Source organism: Oligoflexia bacterium, assembly GCA_035326705.1.
Taxonomy (GTDB): domain Bacteria; phylum Bdellovibrionota_G; class JALEGL01; order JALEGL01; family JALEGL01; genus JALEGL01.
In genome coordinates this window covers 61,341-78,559 of record DAOLES010000005.1, presented here as the reverse complement: position 1 = coordinate 78,559, position 17,219 = coordinate 61,341, and the positions used below count along the sequence as shown (strand labels likewise).

Annotated in this window: 20 protein-coding genes; 11 read left to right on the top strand and 9 right to left on the bottom strand. The window is 35.7% G+C overall.

All coding sequences use genetic code 11. The features are described 5' to 3' along the window. Positions 1–22: 22 nt before the first annotated feature. Entirely contained in the window at positions 23–445 is a 423-nt protein-coding gene (locus PKC21_08285; GenBank protein ID HMR25337.1) for an OsmC family protein, read from the bottom strand. A gap of 251 nt (positions 446–696) precedes the next feature. Here PKC21_08285 and PKC21_08280 point away from each other — a divergent pair, with 251 nt between their 5' ends. Next, positions 697–1,656, top strand: a complete 960-nt coding sequence (locus tag PKC21_08280; GenBank protein HMR25336.1) for a hypothetical protein — start codon at positions 697–699, stop codon at positions 1,654–1,656. Positions 1,657–1,889: 233 nt separating this feature from the next. Further along, on the top strand, positions 1,890–2,894 hold the full coding sequence (locus tag PKC21_08275) for a cation diffusion facilitator family transporter (protein ID HMR25335.1): 1,005 nt from the start codon (positions 1,890–1,892) through the stop codon (positions 2,892–2,894). 11 nt (positions 2,895–2,905) lie between these two features. Here the strand turns inward: PKC21_08275 and PKC21_08270 are convergent, their stop codons facing one another. Further along, on the bottom strand, positions 2,906–3,715 hold the full coding sequence (locus tag PKC21_08270) for a sterol desaturase family protein (GenBank protein ID HMR25334.1): 810 nt from the start codon (positions 3,713–3,715) through the stop codon (positions 2,906–2,908). Between the two features lie 3 nt (positions 3,716–3,718). Continuing rightward, complete coding sequence (locus PKC21_08265; GenBank protein HMR25333.1) at positions 3,719–4,132, bottom strand: rhodanese-like domain-containing protein; 414 nt, start codon at positions 4,130–4,132, stop codon at positions 3,719–3,721. 107 nt (positions 4,133–4,239) lie between these two features. Between PKC21_08265 and PKC21_08260 the strand changes: the two genes are divergently transcribed. Beyond that, positions 4,240–4,935 (top strand): vWA domain-containing protein, encoded by a 696-nt coding sequence (locus PKC21_08260; protein HMR25332.1) that lies wholly within the window; start codon positions 4,240–4,242, stop codon positions 4,933–4,935. A gap of 54 nt (positions 4,936–4,989) precedes the next feature. Here PKC21_08260 and PKC21_08255 read toward each other — a convergent pair whose 3' ends face one another. Then, on the bottom strand, positions 4,990–5,364 hold the full coding sequence (locus PKC21_08255; GenBank protein ID HMR25331.1) for a VOC family protein: 375 nt from the start codon (positions 5,362–5,364) through the stop codon (positions 4,990–4,992). Positions 5,365–5,621: 257 nt separating this feature from the next. Between PKC21_08255 and PKC21_08250 the strand changes: the two genes are divergently transcribed. After that, positions 5,622–6,872 (top strand): PLP-dependent aspartate aminotransferase family protein, encoded by a 1,251-nt coding sequence (locus tag PKC21_08250; GenBank protein HMR25330.1) that lies wholly within the window; start codon positions 5,622–5,624, stop codon positions 6,870–6,872. On the opposite strand, the gene asnS is transcribed toward PKC21_08250, so the two are convergent. Both asnS and PKC21_08240 read right to left on the bottom strand, forming a co-directional pair. Further along, a complete protein-coding gene (gene asnS / locus PKC21_08245) occupies positions 6,869–8,170 on the bottom strand; it encodes an asparagine--tRNA ligase (GenBank protein ID HMR25329.1) in 1,302 nt (433 codons plus the stop codon). The genes PKC21_08250 and asnS overlap by 4 nt on opposite strands. 3 nt (positions 8,171–8,173) lie before the next feature. Further along, entirely contained in the window at positions 8,174–8,770 is a 597-nt protein-coding gene (locus PKC21_08240) for a hypothetical protein (protein ID HMR25328.1), read from the bottom strand. Between the two features lie 110 nt (positions 8,771–8,880). On the opposite strand from PKC21_08240, the gene PKC21_08235 reads away from it, so the two are divergent. Together PKC21_08235 and PKC21_08230 are read left to right on the top strand one after the other, a co-directional pair. Further along, a complete protein-coding gene (locus tag PKC21_08235; protein ID HMR25327.1) occupies positions 8,881–9,330 on the top strand; it encodes a MaoC/PaaZ C-terminal domain-containing protein in 450 nt (149 codons plus the stop codon). Next, positions 9,327–10,295, top strand: coding sequence for an NAD-dependent epimerase/dehydratase family protein (locus tag PKC21_08230; protein HMR25326.1), 969 nt, complete (start codon positions 9,327–9,329; stop codon positions 10,293–10,295). Before PKC21_08235 ends, PKC21_08230 begins: the two co-directional genes overlap by 4 nt. A gap of 18 nt (positions 10,296–10,313) precedes the next feature. Here PKC21_08230 and PKC21_08225 read toward each other — a convergent pair whose 3' ends face one another. After that, the gene (locus PKC21_08225; GenBank protein HMR25325.1) at positions 10,314–11,426 is read right to left on the bottom strand and encodes an AMIN domain-containing protein; all 1,113 of its coding nucleotides are present in this window, start codon (positions 11,424–11,426) and stop codon (positions 10,314–10,316) included. Positions 11,427–11,605: 179 nt separating this feature from the next. On the opposite strand from PKC21_08225, the gene tatA reads away from it, so the two are divergent. Genes tatA through PKC21_08210 form a run of 3 tightly spaced genes read left to right on the top strand, consistent with a single transcriptional unit; the run spans position 11,606 to position 13,392 of the window. After that, positions 11,606–11,788 carry a twin-arginine translocase TatA/TatE family subunit gene (gene tatA / locus PKC21_08220; protein ID HMR25324.1) on the top strand — a complete coding sequence of 61 codons (183 nt, stop codon included), beginning with the start codon at positions 11,606–11,608 and terminating at the stop codon, positions 11,786–11,788. Between the two features lie 21 nt (positions 11,789–11,809). Then, positions 11,810–12,790: a lysylphosphatidylglycerol synthase transmembrane domain-containing protein gene (locus PKC21_08215; protein HMR25323.1), complete on the top strand. Its 981-nt coding sequence runs from the start codon at positions 11,810–11,812 to the stop codon at positions 12,788–12,790. A gap of 47 nt (positions 12,791–12,837) precedes the next feature. After that, positions 12,838–13,392, top strand: a complete 555-nt coding sequence (locus tag PKC21_08210; protein ID HMR25322.1) for a type II CAAX endopeptidase family protein — start codon at positions 12,838–12,840, stop codon at positions 13,390–13,392. 22 nt (positions 13,393–13,414) lie between these two features. On the opposite strand, the gene PKC21_08205 is transcribed toward PKC21_08210, so the two are convergent. Both PKC21_08205 and PKC21_08200 read right to left on the bottom strand, forming a co-directional pair. Further along, positions 13,415–14,347: a hypothetical protein gene (locus PKC21_08205; protein HMR25321.1), complete on the bottom strand. Its 933-nt coding sequence runs from the start codon at positions 14,345–14,347 to the stop codon at positions 13,415–13,417. Then, positions 14,347–14,790 (bottom strand): LapA family protein, encoded by a 444-nt coding sequence (locus PKC21_08200; GenBank protein HMR25320.1) that lies wholly within the window; start codon positions 14,788–14,790, stop codon positions 14,347–14,349. Before PKC21_08200 ends, PKC21_08205 begins: the two co-directional genes overlap by 1 nt. Positions 14,791–14,951: 161 nt before the next feature. Between PKC21_08200 and PKC21_08195 the strand changes: the two genes are divergently transcribed. Both PKC21_08195 and PKC21_08190 read left to right on the top strand, forming a co-directional pair. Further along, entirely contained in the window at positions 14,952–16,499 is a 1,548-nt protein-coding gene (locus tag PKC21_08195) for a YifB family Mg chelatase-like AAA ATPase (GenBank protein ID HMR25319.1), read from the top strand. A gap of 45 nt (positions 16,500–16,544) precedes the next feature. Next, positions 16,545–17,195, top strand: coding sequence for a hypothetical protein (locus PKC21_08190; protein ID HMR25318.1), 651 nt, complete (start codon positions 16,545–16,547; stop codon positions 17,193–17,195). The last annotated feature ends 24 nt before the right edge of the window (positions 17,196–17,219 follow it).

The window sequence follows — 17,219 nt, the reverse complement described above, 5'->3', positions numbered from 1 at the left end:
CTGCCCCACAGTTTTTTTTGTATTAAGCAACAGTTGTTTCTAGTGTGATCTCAGCATTAAGCAGCTTGGAAACTGGGCAACCTACTTTTGCTTTTTGTGCCAATTCTTTAACAGTATTTTCATCTGCACCTGGAACTTGAGCATTCAAATTCAAATGTACTTTGGTAATGTTAAAGCCATCCTCTAATTTTTCTAAAGTCACCTTAGCAGAGGTCTCTATTTTTTCTGCACTCAAGCCAGCTTCTTCAATGATTTTGGCCAATGCCATGCTAAAACACCCTGCGTGAGCAGCCCCAATGAGCTCCTCTGGGTTGGTTCCTGCAGCACCTTCAAACCGGGTATTAAAACCATAGGGTTGATTGTTTAAAGCGCCACTTTGTGTAGATACTGTTCCTTTGCCATTTTTTAAACCGCCCGTCCAAACGGCAGAACCATTTTTATGAATAACCATGATTGATCTCCTTTAATTTAAATAATTTAAATTTTTTCTGAACAAGACTACCATAGTTTTGAATAATTTCATCTAACTTAAGTACAACATTAAAAGTTGTATGCAATAGGGTTTCATTAAACCAAATGAACAGGATTGAGTTGTTAATAAAATATTATACCTATTGTTTTTGAGATAGATAAAATAAAAAAATCAGTACAATTGTTTTCTTTCAAGGATCAGCATCATGGTTTATGATGTGTCTAATGCATACACTGAAACATATCTTTATTTTTGTATTTTTTTTAATGAGCTTGAGCGCAAGCGTTTTTGCTATGCCCTGTTCCCCGGGAACCTATAGCTTTGATGGACAAGAGCCTTGTGCCAATTGCCCAGCAGGAAGTTTTGCTGCAGAAGAAGGATCAACTGCCTGTACATCTTGTCCGCCTGGAAGATTCAATCCAGATGAAGGCCAAGCAGAATGTATAGAATGTGAAATTGGTCAATTTCAACCTGATTATGGACAAACTTCATGTCAAAGCTGTTCTCCGGGAAGTTATGCACCCATAACAGGGAGTATCACCTGTACGATTTGTCCAGAAAATGAGTTTCAGCCCAATTCAGAAGCTATGGTTTGTTTTGAATGTGAACCTGGAAAAGTAAGTTTGGCCGGAGCCAATGTTTGTGTGGATGCATTAAACTCTTCAAGCTGTCTTGATGGACAATATGAGTCTGGTATGGGGTGTGACAATTGTGGTCCTGGGACTTATGCTCAAGCAGGAGATGGTTTTTGTAGAGTGTGTGCTGCCGGGACCTTTTCTGATGCTTTTGCTGCTAATGCTTGCACAGAATGTCAAGAAGGAACATCTTCAAGTTTTGTCATTGGCAGAACAGATTGCACAATCTGTCAGGTGGGAACCTTTACCGAGAATACGGGCTCTCCTGGCTGTGAAGATTGCCCAGTAGGAACATTTACAGAGTTTACTCAATCCAATTCATGTCAACTTTGCCCAGAAAATACTTTTACCGATATGCTGGGATCTACGGATTGTCAGCATTGCCCTGATGGTACAGTTGCAATGCCGGGCTCCAGTGAATGTAGTATGCCTCAAAGTTCTAAAAATAATCGTTGTCAATCCAGCAATAGCCATTTTTTACTTGTATTATTGATCTTGTTTCTTTTTCAATACAAGCAAGGTATGAGATTGAGAAAAAAATTAATCTAAGAGATTAGCTATACAATTAAATAGTATTATTCTGCCAAATATTCTTGATGGGAACAGACTTTTTCATATCTGTTTGAATGGAGAGTATCCTAGTTCTTAATAGAATAAATAGGAGTAAAAACCTTGTTAAAGTCTTGACCTGACAATTGTTTAAGATCATCTTAAAACATATTAGTCGTGTATTTATTTCTCACTGCTTGACCTATACATCAATCACTATATATTCCTTGTTTATGGCCAGTGGATCAAAAGTCGCTGTATACAGCGCAATTATTGGAAATAGTATTGTAATGGTGGCAAAATTTATTGCCTTTTTTTTTACCGGATCAAGCTCAATGTTGTCTGAAGGCATTCACTCTTTTGCGGATGTGAGCAATCAATGTTTATTGGCATTGGGTATACAGAAATCACAACGCAAGGCAGATGTGAGGCATCCTTATGGTTATGTTAGAGAGCGTTACATATGGGCCCTTATATCAGCAGTAGGTATTTTCTTTTTGGGTTGTGGAGTGACGGTGTACCATGGAGTTCATGGTCTATTTGATCCGCATGAAATTGAAGATTATACCTTAGCGTTTGTTGTCTTAGCCTTTGCATTCATTGTTGAAGGAGCAACTTTGTTGATAGCGCTTAAAGCAGTCAGTAACGAAGCTAAAAAAAAGCAACAAAGTTTTATTTCTTATTTTAAAGGGGGTACTGATCCAACGGGTGTTGCAGTAATTTTAGAAGATGGTGCCGCAGTTTTAGGGGTTTTAATTGCTGCCCTTGGTCTTGGGTTTAGTTACTATACGCACAATCCTTTTTGGGACAGCGTTGCAACGATTCTGATTGGGCTTTTGCTTGGTGGGGTAGCAACATTTATCACCTACCGAACAAGAGGCTTGTTGATTGGTCAGGCTATACCTGAAGTGAGTAGAAAAAAAATTTTAGAAATTTTAAAAGCAGAACCTGTGATAGATCAGATCTATGACATTAAAACAGCCATCATTGGTGCGCAAGATTTATTGTTTAAAGCAGAAGTTGAGTTTGATGGTGAAAAAATTGCCCAAAAGTACATGAGTCACCATGATTTTGATAAGTTGATTCAGAATTTAGCAACAGAAGGTGACCTAAGGCAGTTTTTATTAGAGTATGGTGATCATGTGATAGAAACTTTAGGCGATGAAATTGATCGTATAGAAAAACAAATTCAACATGAAGTTCCAGATTTAAAGTATATTGATTTAGAGGTAAATTAGAGGCTGCAATATTAATCATCATAGGCTTGTTTAAGGTGTTTAAAAGGAAGAAATAAAATTTTGATAAATCGGTGCTCAGACGCTTTTCTATAATATGATAGTCCGATGCTAGTGTCATTTTTAAATTGAGCTTGATACGTTTTAAATAGTTTATCCCAAATCGATAAATTAAAACCATAATTGGTATCAGATTGTTTTCTATCAATAGAGTGATGAACAATATGCATTTGTGGAGTAACAATAAAAAAACGTAACAAACGCTCTATTTTTTTAGGAATATGAATATTGGCATGATTAAACATGGCCATAAAATTTAAAAGAATTTCAAAGATTAAAACGGCTTGAACAGAAATACCCAAGGCAATAACAATTATACCTTTGTAAAGTAATGAAACAATAATTTCTAGAGGGTGAAAGCGCAAAGCGCTGCTCGCATCCAAGTCTATATCTGCATGGTGAACTTTATGAAAGCGCCAAAATAGAGGAACTTTATGGAATACAATATGCTGAACATAAATTCCAAAATCCAAAATCAGCAATGAAAAAAACAGCTGAACGATTGGGTTAATTTTTGTATTATTAAAAAACCCTATTTTATGCTCAGCGGCATACAAAGAAAAAAAGATAAGCCCAGTTGGAAGAAGTAATTTTATAAGAAAATTAGCGGATAGTGCCATCAATATATTAGCTGGCCAACGTTCACGGCGTTTTAAGCTTCTTAAACGGTAAGGAAAGAAAAATTCTAGACTGGAAAAAACAATCAAGCCCAGTAAAAAAATAAAAAGCCGTATATATTCTGGTTTAAAAATTATGTTAGACATGAGTTATTTTAGCCAGTCTTTCATACCACCATGATAGTCAATGACATCTAAACCCATAGAATGCATTTTTTGAGCAGCTTTATTTGAACGAACCCCAACCCAACAATAAACAATATAACTTTTATTTGGATCCAATGCTTTAAGTTTTTCAGAAAAGTTAAAAGAAAAATAATTGATGTGGATTGCACCGGGAATTTTCCCGGTTTTTTTTATTTCCCAGTCTGTTCTTAAGTCAATCAAGATTGGGCTGTTGTTTGTTTTTTCTTGAGCTAAGAGGTTTTTTATCTCTTGTTTGGAAACAGTTTGTATTTTTGGTGAAAAGGGTTGTTTTAACCATAAAAGCAATAATAAAAAAGCACCACTAAACAATGTAACTAAAACGAGAAGTATTTTGCTTTGTGGTAGCTGAAGGGACATGTTTTTTTACTTAACGTGTTTTGTATTATAAATCCATGGATTATAGGTTACTTTTAGTCGTTTATTTTGCTCTTGATTTGTATATTTTATCCATGTTAGTAAAAAGCATGTTTGGGGAAATTAAAAAACTAGTTTTAGGTTTAGTCTTTTGTCTTGCTTCTGGTGCGATAGCCCAGCAAAGAGCAGATATTGTCATATTGGTGGATGTTTCTGGTAGCATTGCCTACATCCAAAAGTCTATTAATATTGCAAAAACCATTGCTCAGGATACATGCATTAGTCAGAAACCTGATGGAAGTAGAGTGGCGGTTTTAGGTTTTGGACAAACGGTTAATACCTTATATGATTTTTCTAGTTCTTCATCTGAAATCAGAGAAAATTGGAATTCATCTTGGTTTACCGATTTGTATGAAGAAGATGAGCAAAGTCAAACATTTATTACACCGGCATTAAATGAAGCGGAGCTTTTGCTTGAAAATTCAGAAGGACGTCATAAAATTATTATTGTTGTATCGGATGGGATGTTTGATGATAGAAATGCCATGATTTTAGAAAGAGCTTATCTTAATACTACAGGTATTGGGGTGGTGGCAGTTCCTGTTCCTATACAAACTAACCAACCGACGTACTTCAATGAATATGAACCAGATCATCGGTCCATGCAAAAGCAACAACCGTCATTAATAAACCTACCCATTGAAAACAAAAAAAATTTATTGCATCTTTCTGATAAGTACAAAGAGAGTTTGGGTGAGTTGCAAACCTTAATCTTTAAAGAAACATTACGCTGTTTTAAAGCTTAAGGTTTGACGCATGCAAAGAGTGTTTTTTAACATTTTACTTATTGGAAACTAAAATTATTTGCTGTGCAATGAGACACGATTGCCCTCTGTATCTTCAAAGTGAGCAATAGCACCATGTTCACCAATGCTGGTTTTTTCTTGTAAAACTTTACCATTGGCAGTTTTAACCTTAGCCAAGCATTCATCAATATTATCTACAGAAAAATAAACCGTACTGCCTTGATGAGAAGGAGTGTAATTTTCACCCATGACCAAAGCACCAGGACAGCCAGCAGCTTGGTGATCCCAAGGGAAAAATGCCATTTTATATGGGCCCATTTCACTGATATCTAAGTTTGTTCCAAAAACATTCTCATAAAACGTTTTAGCACGTTCAATATTTGTTGCTGGAATTTCAAACCAGTTGACAGGGTTTGTAGTTTTAGACATAGGTAGCCTCCTTAAGCTAAAGTTTTGTATGTTTACTTGCAAACTATAAAGTGCAAAAAAAAATAGATCAAATTTTATATCATTCAAAACACTGCTAAAAGGTACCGGCTACCTTTTGGAATAGATCAAAATTATTCAATAACTTTGAGTACATACACAAGGGATAGCAACTATAAACAACAAGATACGGTTTCTTTTTGATGCGTTTTATGATTTTGTTGATGAGAGGGGTTTGAGAGTGATAGCGTGTCATTGTTATGGCAAAAAAAAGAAAATCAACCTTATATCCAAAAACCTCAGTGATTACAGAAGGTTTTGACCCATCTTTATCAGTTGGTTCAGCCCGACCGGCAGTATTTAGAAGCTCTACCTTTGTTTTTTCTTCACCAGAAGCAGCAGAAAACGCCTTTGCTATAGCCTTGAATAAGAAAGAAAAAGAAGCCGGTGAAATACCAGAGCTTATCTATTCACGTTTGTCGCATCCCAATGCAGAAATTTTAGAACAGCATTTAACGCCATTAGAACCGAAATCCAAAGATGCTGTGGTTTTTAACTCAGGTATGGCAGCCATTTCAACATTGCTGCTGGCTCTCAATAAACCCGGAGAAGCATTTGTTTATACCACGCCACTTTATGGCGGAACCTACCATCTTATTAAAGAAGTGTTACAGCCTCTAAATATTCAAGGTATAGAGGCTCCGGCAAAAAGTCTAAACCAAGTATTGACCACAATTAAAAACAATAAAACCATTGCTATGGTTTTTGTAGAAACCCCATCTAATCCTAACTTATGTTTGTTAGATTTAAAGCAAATAGCACAAGCCTGTAAAGAACATCCAAAGCAACCTTTGCTGGTTGTTGATAATACTCTAATGGGGCCTACGTATCAGCATCCCATTAAATTGGGCGCAGACTTGGTGGTTTACTCAGCCACCAAATACTTGGCTGGTTTTAGTGACATGTTAGGGGGAGTTATTTTAGGAAAAAGTATTGAACATTTAAATGCCTTGCGCGGGTATAGAGCTTTATTAGGCAATATCATGCAAGCGGATGAGTGTTGGATTTTGGATAGTCGCTTGCCCACAGTGCAACTGCGAATGGAAAAACAAAGTAAAAATGCACAGCGCATTGTTAAAGCCATTCATCAACATCCAGCAATAAAGCAGGTGTATTATCCGGGTTATTTTACGGATTCCAAACAAGAAACCTTATGGGAAGATCAGTGTGGACAGCCGGGTGCCTTGTTTTCATTGGTTCTAAAAGGCGGTAAAAGCCAAGCCTTTAATTTCTTAAGACATCTAAAGATTATCAAAAATGCTGTCAGCTTGGGCGGCATGGAATCTTTGGCTTGTCACCCAGCCAGTACAACGCACAGTGAAATGAGTGAAGAGGTTTTAAAAGAAAATGATATTGATCAAGGTTTGGTTAGAATATCCGTAGGTATTGAAGATTGGAGAGATATTCAAAAAGATATTCAACAGGCTTTAGACAAGAGTGACCCCATTTAAGGTTTGATTCGATCCATCAATCTTGGAAATGGGATGGTTTCTCTAACATGGTGTAAGCCACAGACCCAAGCCACTGCTCGTTCTAAACCTAGGCCAAAACCAGCATGCGGAACGGTACCATAACGACGTAAGTCTAAGAACCATTCAAAATGTTCTTTGGGTAAATCGTGCGCTGCAATGGCTTTTTCTAAAACCTCTAAATTGTCTTCACGTTCACCACCGCCAATGATTTCACCATAACCTTCAGGCGCAAGGACATCTACAGATAAAGATAGTTTACTGTTTTCTGGATCTTTTTTCATATAAAAGGCTTTGATCTCTGCCGGGTAATGATGAACCATGATGGGTGTATCAAATTCTTTGGTCAGCATGGTTTCATCATCTGCACCAAAGTCATCTCCCCAAACAATGTCACTGCCTAATTCTTGTAGCTTTTTAATGGCGTCATTGTAGTGGATGCGTGGAAAGGGTTTTTGAATTTTTTCTAAGGCGCTGATGTCTCTTTCTAAGACTTTAAGTTCTAGTTTACGGTTTTCTAAAACTCGACCCACAATGTATTTTAAAAATTTTTCTGCCAAATCCATATTGTCGTAAAGTGTATTGTAAGCCACTTCTGGCTCTACCATCCAAAACTCAGTCAAGTGTCTACGTGTCTTGGATTTTTCTGCTCTAAAGGTAGGACCAAAGCAATACACCTTACCAAAAGCCATGGCACCAGCTTCCATATAAAGCTGGCCACTTTGGGTCAAATAAGCTTGCCTATCAAAATAAGTGGTTTCAAAAAGATTGGTGGTTCCTTCACAGGCTGAAGGGGTAAAAATTGGCGCATCAATTAAAGTAAAATCTTCTTGATTGAAAAAATCACGGATGGCATTAACCAACTCATGTCTTATTTTTAAAATGGCATTTTGTCGTTTGGAGCGTAGCCATAAATGTCGGTTTTCCATTAAAAAAGCCACACCATGTTCTTTAGGTGTAATGGGGTAGTCGGTGGCTTCACCAACAACCGTGTAATCAGTAACACCAATTTCATAACCTAGATCTGAACGTGAATCTTCACGGACTGTCCCAGTAATCATTAAAGATGTTTCTTGGCTTAAGTTAGCAGCAGCTTCAAATAACTCAGGCGAGACATCATTTTTACCAATCACACATTGGATGATAGCACTGCCATCACGCAATTCTAAGAAGTGAACATTTTTACTGCTGCGTCTATTGTACAGCCAACCTTTTAAACATACAGTTTGATTAACACATTGGCCAATATCAGCTATTCTAGGGGAGGCAATTGTACTCATGATTTAATTTTTCCAGTGAAACGATAGGTTGGCTTCAACACTATCCAAGTTTAGTGTTAGTTGTTCCATGGATTCATCTTGTTTTGGAAAATGAACCCGATAGTTGCGAGACCATGGTGTAATCTGTGGATAAAAATAGCTTAGCATCAATGCATCGCCTTGCAAATCCTGAATACGTTTGGGTGTTGCTAAGCTTCCATCAGATTGGACCATCCGCACTTTCCAGTTATGAGCATTTTTTTCTATTTTGGATAATTTATGATTGTTTGAAAAATGAAAAACCAAAAAGGTATAGTTCTCCTCATTTTCAGCCAGCTGTTCTTGTAAAAGTTGTTGTTTCTCTTCTTCACTGAGACGATATTTATTGGCAAACTCATTGACATAAGCTCGTCGTAAGGCTTCATTTAAAAATACGACTTGTGTTTCAAAACGAACTTTCTCAATAGTATATGCGCCTTTGCTGCGGGTTTGGTGACGTAAATTTTTGTGGTAGTCACTAGAATATTGGCCCAAAATATTAACTTTATGTTCGCAGCCTTGTAAAAGGAGCACACATAAAGTCAAACAACCTATCCAGCTGATATTCAGTAATTTGATCATGCGTTAGCTGATATACCTTGAACTTATAAAGAGTGCAAAAACTTGCTTAAATTTGAACATCTTATTAGTTTAGTGTTTCTGATTTAATTTTGATTAAAAAAGGACGTACAATGCGTGGAGAAGAATACACTTATTTTGATGCTTTAGAACTTGGCTATCAGTGGCGATCCGCCAATAGAACAATTACAGAAGCCGATATTGTTAATTTTGCTGGTTTGAGTGGTGATTTTAATAGAATTCATACAGATGCAGAATTTGCCAAATCAACAGAATTTGGCCAAAGAATAGCCCATGGTTTATTAGGATTGTCTATTTCATCTGGTTTACAAACAACAGAAGCCCCGTGGGCCATAGTGGCCTTTGCAAATTTAGAATGGAAATTTGCTAAACCTATATTTATTGGAGACACCGTACATAGTGAAAGTAAAATTATTAAACTTAAAGATCTTGGACGCAGAGGTGCTGGAATCGTTAAGATAGAGCGTAAGCTGGTCAATCAAGATGAAAAAGTTACCCAACAAGGCATTTGGACCTTAATGGTAGGGAAAAAACCAGAATGAGCAGCAAGCACTTGGAAAATAAAAAAATTTTAATTACGGGTGGAGCAGGGTTCATAGGCTCACATTTGGTTCAATTATTATGTGAAAATAATCATGTGACTATCTTAGATAATTTTTCTCGTGATGCACTAAAAAATACACAGTTAGCTGAACACCCAAATGTAAGTATTATTAAAGGTGATGTTTGCGTGCAAAGTGATGTTGAAGCTGCATGTAAAGATAAAACGCATGTGATTCATTTAGCTTCAATTGCCGGTGTTGATACGGTTTTAAAAAAACCAGTTGAAACCATGACCATTGCCTTATTAGGCACTTACAATATTTTGGAAGCCAGCAAAAAGCAAAACTCAATAGAGAGAGTTATAGATTTTTCTACCAGTGAAGTTTTTGGAACTTATGCCTATAAAGTAACAGAAGGCAATGCTACAAGCTTAGGTGCTGTTGGTGAAGCCCGGTGGACCTATGCTGTAAGTAAGTTGGCTACGGAACACCTAGCGCACAATTATTGGCGCCAGTATGGACTTCCAACTTGTTCAGTCCGGCCGTTTAATATTTTTGGACCCAATCAAGTTGGAGAAGGGGCTATTCATCGTTTTATAACGCGTGCTTTACATAAGCAAGATCTAGAAATTCATAATGATGGTGATCAGATCAGGTCTTGGTGTTACATTGATGATATTATTGATGGAATCTTGCTCTGTTTAACAGTAGACAAAGCGGTGGGCGAAGCATTTAATATAGGCAACCCGCAGAATACTTTAACCATTTATGGTTTAGCCAAAGAAATTATACGCTTATCTGAATCAGATTCAGATATAAAGTTTAAAACATGGGATCAGCAAGATGTTGAACTGCGTATTCCTGATATCAATAAGGCTAAAGAACTTTTACAGTTCCAGCCAAAGTTTGATCTGGAAACAGGGCTTAATAGGACCATTGAGTGGTATAGAAAAAAATTGGCTTAAAAAACTCATCATTAATCATTAATTGACAGTATAGATAAAAATGTCAGCAAAACGATCATAAGTTTTGATATCATAGCGTGGATAGCGGCTTTGATTAAGGTTAATAACTATACGGGTGGTTGTGTTAACCTGTTGAGTGTCAATGGTGTTGATGACGTTATCGCTAACTTTAATCAATGAACGAGTTTTACCTTTTTGGGTATTAACAAAATCAATGCGTATACGACTTGGGTTGGATAAACGAACAACATTGGGATTGTTAAGTTTTTCAGTTGCAGAAATTGAAATTTTATAAAATGCAGCTGTTTTAATATAATTAAGTTGGGTTAAGCGTCTTGCCGAAGTTGAATTTTTGGATGAAGTGGGCGCTTGTGTTTTAGAGCTTCTTCTTTTTTGACGAGGTTTATTGGGAATATTTTTTTTTGGAGCTGTGTTTTGTTTCTTTTTAACGTCTTGAACACTGATAACTTCTGGTATTTTGTCTTGTAAGCTTTTACTTTTTTCCCATAACTGCTTAAACTTTTTATCAACTCCGAGTTTGAGTGTTGTTGCTGCTAAAAGTATAGCAATGATTCCCAAGTATTTTTTTCTACGGGTTTTTTTTCTATCCTGAGCTATTTTTGGCAAATGCATTTCTATCCGGGTTTTTTGGGCTAAATCATTGGAGGATGAGCTTTTAAAATTTTCTTCATCAAAAGTAGAGGCAACAAAGTTAGGATTTTGATCAGGACTTTGTAGAGCAAGATGATCTAATGAATTTAAATCAGTAATAATAGTTTTTTCGCCAAGCATGGCCTGAGTCTCTTGCTCTTCCGAATTTTGCGTCATGGATTTGTGGTCAGAAGATGCCAACTTTTTTTCTTGAGCAAGAAGTTCTTGGATATCTTTTTTATTTTGTGCCGAAAGTTCAATGAACTGAATAATCATACCTTTTTGACCTTGAGGGTTTTGACTAAATTTAAAAATTTTTCCACTTAACTTTAAACCTTGTTCAAAGTTTAAAATTAGTTCATCACCTAAAGAAAATTGAGGGGATGCAGCGACCATCAATCCTTTTGAGTTAATTTTAATAGCAATTTTAAGAACTTTAATGTTTTTAAGGGGGTGTGATATTTTTAATTGAATGGCCATAGTAAAAATTATGAACTGAAATAGTATCTAAAATACCTAGATAACTCAAGTTACGTATAGAAAGAAGGCTAAACAAAGTCATTATTATGCAAAAGACATCAGAATTTCCCTTGGTAAATTTATCCTTGGTATTGCTCTATACTTGTTTACTTTCTGATAAAGCATGCTAGAATGCGCCCATGTTTGGAATGACAGAGTTACTCGTAGTGTTGGGCGTAGTTTTGTTGCTTTTTGGTGGGCGCAAAATTCCAGAGCTTTTTGAAGGTTTAGGTAAGGGGATTCAGAGTTTTAAAAAAAGCATGAAGGAAGAAGATAACGATGATCAAGAACGGCTTAAAAACTCAGATGAGCCCAAGTCATAATGTTTTCTTTCTTTTGTACGAGTGAAAATTTTTTTTAAAACTTTTTTTGTAGTTTTTATTGGACTGATTGCGTTTTATTTGGCCTTTAAAAATGTTGATTATGAGCAAAGCTTAAAAGCCTATCAAAATACTTCTTTAGGGTTGCAAGTTGCCGTTTTTTTGTGTTTTTTTCTGACGCACATATTGAGAACATTACGTTGGAAATACTTGCAAGAAGATTTAAATGATGTGCCCGTATTAGATGTTTATGCAATTCATAGCATAGGATTTTTAGGAATTTTTATTCTCCCCTTTCGTTTAGGTGAATTGGTTCGTCCAGGCTTACTAAAAAAAAAATACGCAACACCCATTTCTAAAACAGTAACCTATGTTTTTATTGAAAGAATATGGGATGGAATTGTTGTTTGTGGTCTATTTTTTCTTGGCGTTGAAATGAGTTTAAAGCAGGGCTTAATCTTAAGTTCTGAGCAATCAGCAAAAATAGCTTTTTATCTTAATAATGGTTTATTATTATTTTTGGGTTTAAGTATGTTTTTATTGTTGGCAACTTGGGTTATACAAAAAAAACAACATAAATTAACTAAATATTTTTTTTGGAATCGCTACGGACAACATATTTTAAAAGCATTAGCAATTGTTTTGTCATCAAAAAAAAGTTTGATTGTATTTTTTTATTCAGTTTTAATTTGGGTTTCAGCTGTAGGAGGGTATTGGTTAATGTTTAAAGCCTATCAATTCCCATTAGGGTTTTTTGCTGCCATGAGTGTTCTGGGTTTATTGAGTTTAGGTTTGATGATTCCGGGCCCACCAGGTTTTATAGGAACGTTTCACTTTTTTATTCAAATCAGTTTGGCTATTTTTTTAATTGATGTCAATCATGCCATTGCCTATGCAAGTAGTTTATACCTTATCAATGGCTGTTATATTATCTTGTCAGGTTTATGGGGAAGTTGGTATATGTCTATTAAAATCAAAGAAATAAAAAACTTAACAAGAAGCTAAACAACTTAGTATTAGGATATGTTCATAAATAGTTTGGTGTAATATATATGGAAGACAGAGAACATAAAGAAGGAATACAGTTATTACCCATGGGGGTTATTTATTTTGTTCTTTTTTTAATTGTTTGGTTTGTTGATCAAAAATACAAAATTATTTCTTATCAAAACTATCATGAAGACGTAATTTTACATTGGAGTAGTGATGTTGTCTTTTGTGTTTTGCTTGCAAGCATGGTTATTGTAGCATCACAAATTTTGAGTAAGTTTTCTAAACTGTTTTACAATCTTGAACAACTGTTTCAAGAAATTTTAGGAAAATTGTCTTTGCAGGATATTTTTTTTATAGCGGCTTTTTCTGCGGTGTGTGAGGAGTATTTTTTTAGAGGCTTAATTCAATATTATCTTGGCTTGTTACCTGCATCATTGATGTTTGGCTTGTTACATTCTGGGCCCAGTAAAAGGTTTTTGCCTTGGACTGTTTTTGCAACAGTCATGGGTTTTGTTTTGGGTAGCTTGTACATTAGCTTTGAAAACATTTTTATACCCATTGGGGTTCATTTTTTAATTAATTTTGTTAATTTGTGTTTTATACAAAAAAAATAATTTCTTCTGTTAAGACTTATTTTTAAGATAGATCTTTAAAATCTTGCGCATTAAAGTTACAGCTTAAAGCAGTTAGAAAAATATTTGGATTTTTAGGGTTAAGCTTAAATGCAGCTTGTAAATGATGTTTGGCTTGTTCTAACTTGTGTTTTTTTTGTAGTAACTTTGCCATTAAAATATGAATTTCTGGATGGTCAGACTTTTTAAGCCAATTTGCAAGCTGATATTCAAGCTCACTGTATTTGTTTTGTGCATAAAAAATATCTTCAGTCAGCTTGAGAAAATCACTGATATAAGAAGATTCTGCAATAACCGTGTTAATATAATCTAAAGCTTCATTGTCATATTTATTTTTATGTAATGCTTGAGCATAATGTAATTGTATGGCGTTATTTTGTGGGTCAAGAGCTAAAGCTTTTTCACTTAGGTTTAAATAACTATTGGCTGCGGACTTGTCTTTAAGATCATCTAAATGTTTTTGATAAAGGTTAACCAGGATATTTTTTGGGGCGTGGTTTTGGTTGACTAAAGTTTCAAGGTGCTTTCTTGTTTTTTCTTTATTGTCTTGTAGAGCGTAAGCTTTAAACAAACCATAATGTGCAAGTGGAGCTGTTTGTCTATTGAGTAAGGCTTTTTCAAAATGTTCAACACCATAGTCATCTAGTTTAGCATGAAGCGCATCAAAACCAATTTCAAGATAAAGTTGAGGTAAATCACGTTTGTTTAACTGAGGGTGCGATAGTAAATTAGCGTGTAGTTTAAAAGCTCTTTCAGCCTGACCTTTCAAGCGGAACAATTTTCCTAAAATTAAATAAGCTTTAATATCATTTCTGTTTGCTTTAATTTTTGCATCAAAATATTCTATCATATCATCATAAAAATAGTGATGATCTTGGCCTAATGGATTTCTTGAAAATATAGACTGGGCAACAGAACGTAAGGTTTCTAACATCATTATAAAGTTGTTGGCTTAGAGTCAATATGGGTTTGCTCTAAGTCTTGAGAGTCATTTTTTTTTGGCGATTCTGTTTGAATAGATGCAGAAGACTGTTCTAAGTCATTGACCCAAGATCTGGATATTTCAGTAGAGTTATTTAATTTTTTTTGCAAAGGGTTGTTGCGTAAAGCATCCACTTCTTTTTGTAAACGCTGGATTTCTTTTTGTTTTTGTCTCAGTTTGGTTTTGCTACGGAAGACTTCAACAATAAAGTAAATACTGGCCAAAGCAAAACCTGCACAAAATGCCAAAAGCAAAGAAGTTGCCAAGGGGTGTTCAGGAGACATCCAATGCAAAAACTGAATTTGAATGGCTTGCGAATTTTCCCAAAAGAAAAAGAAAAAAACAGTAACAACTGCAAACACCAACAATAATTGTAATAAACGCCCAATACTTTTCATAACTGCAAATAATGTACGTCCTATCAGGAAAATTGTAAAATCTTTTTTATTCTACCCATGAATAGTCATTTTATTTATGATTCTAAGATTAAATCAAACAAGTTACTTCTAATAAAAACCAATTGGTACAGGTTGGCCTAAAACATGCTTAGCTTTTCTCTATGACTAAAAAAACCATAGATTTAACGGGGGATAACACGAAAGAACGTGTTTTTTCTCTGGGATTTCAAGCTTTGCAAGCATTTACGGTGTCTATAGAAGTAGAAGTTAAACGCGGCATGCCTAAGTTTAATATCATTGGTTTAGCACAAAATGCTGTTTTGGAAGGTAAAAGTAGGGTTAGTGCAGCTTTGGCTCAGCTGGGCATCAACTGTTCTGATTACAGTATTATTGTAAACTTAATGCCGGCGGCCATTAAAAAAGAAGGCACACTGTTAGACTTGGCTATAGCTGTGGCCATTTTATCTGCTTTAGGAAAAATAAATAAAGAAGAGATAGAAAACAGTCTATTTCTGGGTGAATTGTCACTGAAGGGGGAGATTTTGCCTGTTCAAGGAGCAATGGCTGCGAGTTTGTTTGCGGCGGAACAAGGCTACAAAAAATTGTTTTTAGCGTCTGAAAATCAAACACCTTTATCCTATTTTAAAGATGATTTGTCTATAGTTGGTATCCAGTCCTTACAAGAATTGATAGAAGTTATGGCTGGGAATAAACAAGGACAAAGCTTAAAAACCGTTGCGCTCAAAACAAGTAAAACTTATTCTTGGCATGACATCAAAGGACAATATAAAGTAAAAAGAGCCTTGCAAATTGCTGTGGCTGGTGAGCACAATGTTTTGTTGTTGGGGCCGCCTGGAGTGGGAAAAAGTTTTATGGCCAAAAGACTCAATGCAATTTATCCAGCTCCCAATACACAAGAGCAAAAAGAGATTGTTAAAATTAAAAGTCTTTCAAAACAATATGCGCAACAATACGATGCCAGTAGACCTTTTCAGATGCCACATCATACCTCGTCTTTAGCAGGTATGGTTGGTGGAGGGCGGCCTTTTAGTATGGGAGAGTTTACGCGTGCTCACAAAGGCATACTTTGTTTGGATGAAATTACCGAGTTTCGCAGAGATATTTTAGAGAGTTTGCGTGAAGCCTTGGAAAACCATGAAATTTCTGTGGTTAGAAGTGAAGGGCACTTTACCTTACCTTCAGAGTTTATGTTGGTAGGAACCAGTAATTTATGCCCTTGTGGTGGACGAGGAGAAAACAAAAACTATTGCCAATGCAGCTATAGAGAGATTCAAAAATACATGGATAAACTATCTAAACCCATACGTGAACGCATTGACATGGTCATCTATATCCCAAAGATTTCCTGGAGTAGTGTTAAACAGGACCAAAAGCAGTTTGAAGACGATCAATCTGTGTGTAACAAGATACTTCAAGCCAGAAAACAACAAGCAAAACGTTATTTAAGCAGTCAAAAACAAAGCAACGCCAGAGTTAACAGCAAACTGTTTTGGCAAAAAAATCCGGTTTCTTTGGTGGTAGATCAGCAAATAGAAAACTGGACTCAGAAAAACCTCCTGTCCTTTAGAAGGGTAGAAAAAATGCTAAGAGTAGCCCGGAGTATTGCTGATTATGAACAAAGTAAGACAGTAGAGCTTAAGCATGTTTATGAGGCTTACAGCTATCAGCATTGGCCAAAGATAGAGTGAAAAAAGTATTTGACACAATGCATTTTATTGCATAGTTCATGATGCATGATGATGGAAACACTTAAAAAAACAACGACAGTAGTAGTATTATTAATCAGCAGTCAAATTATGGCTCAAGGCATCTATGGAGATGATATCCCTTATCCAAAGCCAGGACCAGCATTGACTGAAGAGCAAACAATTGTTAGTGAAATTGGTACGGTGGATAACCAGTTAATGCCATATTTTTATAGCCCAGTTGCTGATGTTGATGGTGGTTGTACAATTACAGCTGAAAAAAACAACAAGCCGTATTATTCTTTGGTTTTCTCTAACTGTGAAGGTATTTCAGGTGAACTTGCTTCTGTCCCTGTTTCAGGTTGGAACAATGAAGTAATTCCTGAACAAGAACAACGAGAATTGGTAACCAAAAGAAAATTCTCTAAACAAGTTTATAAGCGATTGGATCAAGACAGCTGTGGTAACTATGATCAATGCAGTCAAACAATTCAATATACCTTGTTGTTCAGTGATTACAGAGCCTTAAGTAGAGCAAGTGGTGCAGTGGATGAGCTTTATTATCAACTTAACGTTGACATTAAAGTAACAGAAAATTTTTGGGATGTGATCACCGATGAGCCTGTGATTGGTAATTTACCTAGACAACAATCAGGCCCTTCTTCAGTGGAAACAATCAATTTAGTTTTAAATTATTAATCTTATTTTTGGGTATGCTCCCTG

What these genes read in the sequence shown, in the direction of transcription:
- PKC21_08210 (HMR25322.1), top strand. Translation starts at nt 12,838, where the DNA reads ATGGAAGACAGAGAACATAAAGAAGGAATACAGTTATTACCCATGGGG.
- PKC21_08270 (HMR25334.1), bottom strand. Translation starts at nt 3,715, where the DNA reads ATGTCTAACATAATTTTTAAACCAGAATATATACGGCTTTTTATTTTT.
- PKC21_08230 (HMR25326.1), top strand. Translation starts at nt 9,327, where the DNA reads ATGAGCAGCAAGCACTTGGAAAATAAAAAAATTTTAATTACGGGTGGA.
- tatA (HMR25324.1), top strand. Translation starts at nt 11,606, where the DNA reads ATGTTTGGAATGACAGAGTTACTCGTAGTGTTGGGCGTAGTTTTGTTG.
- PKC21_08200 (HMR25320.1), bottom strand. Translation starts at nt 14,790, where the DNA reads ATGAAAAGTATTGGGCGTTTATTACAATTATTGTTGGTGTTTGCAGTT.
- PKC21_08265 (HMR25333.1), bottom strand. Translation starts at nt 4,132, where the DNA reads ATGTCCCTTCAGCTACCACAAAGCAAAATACTTCTCGTTTTAGTTACA.
- PKC21_08280 (HMR25336.1), top strand. Translation starts at nt 697, where the DNA reads ATGCATACACTGAAACATATCTTTATTTTTGTATTTTTTTTAATGAGC.
- PKC21_08225 (HMR25325.1), bottom strand. Translation starts at nt 11,426, where the DNA reads ATGGCCATTCAATTAAAAATATCACACCCCCTTAAAAACATTAAAGTT.
- PKC21_08235 (HMR25327.1), top strand. Translation starts at nt 8,881, where the DNA reads ATGCGTGGAGAAGAATACACTTATTTTGATGCTTTAGAACTTGGCTAT.
- PKC21_08250 (HMR25330.1), top strand. Translation starts at nt 5,622, where the DNA reads ATGGCAAAAAAAAGAAAATCAACCTTATATCCAAAAACCTCAGTGATT.
- PKC21_08195 (HMR25319.1), top strand. Translation starts at nt 14,952, where the DNA reads ATGACTAAAAAAACCATAGATTTAACGGGGGATAACACGAAAGAACGT.
- PKC21_08255 (HMR25331.1), bottom strand. Translation starts at nt 5,364, where the DNA reads ATGTCTAAAACTACAAACCCTGTCAACTGGTTTGAAATTCCAGCAACA.
- PKC21_08190 (HMR25318.1), top strand. Translation starts at nt 16,545, where the DNA reads ATGATGATGGAAACACTTAAAAAAACAACGACAGTAGTAGTATTATTA.
- asnS (HMR25329.1), bottom strand. Translation starts at nt 8,170, where the DNA reads ATGAGTACAATTGCCTCCCCTAGAATAGCTGATATTGGCCAATGTGTT.
- PKC21_08275 (HMR25335.1), top strand. Translation starts at nt 1,890, where the DNA reads ATGGCCAGTGGATCAAAAGTCGCTGTATACAGCGCAATTATTGGAAAT.
- PKC21_08260 (HMR25332.1), top strand. Translation starts at nt 4,240, where the DNA reads ATGTTTGGGGAAATTAAAAAACTAGTTTTAGGTTTAGTCTTTTGTCTT.
- PKC21_08205 (HMR25321.1), bottom strand. Translation starts at nt 14,347, where the DNA reads ATGATGTTAGAAACCTTACGTTCTGTTGCCCAGTCTATATTTTCAAGA.
- PKC21_08240 (HMR25328.1), bottom strand. Translation starts at nt 8,770, where the DNA reads ATGATCAAATTACTGAATATCAGCTGGATAGGTTGTTTGACTTTATGT.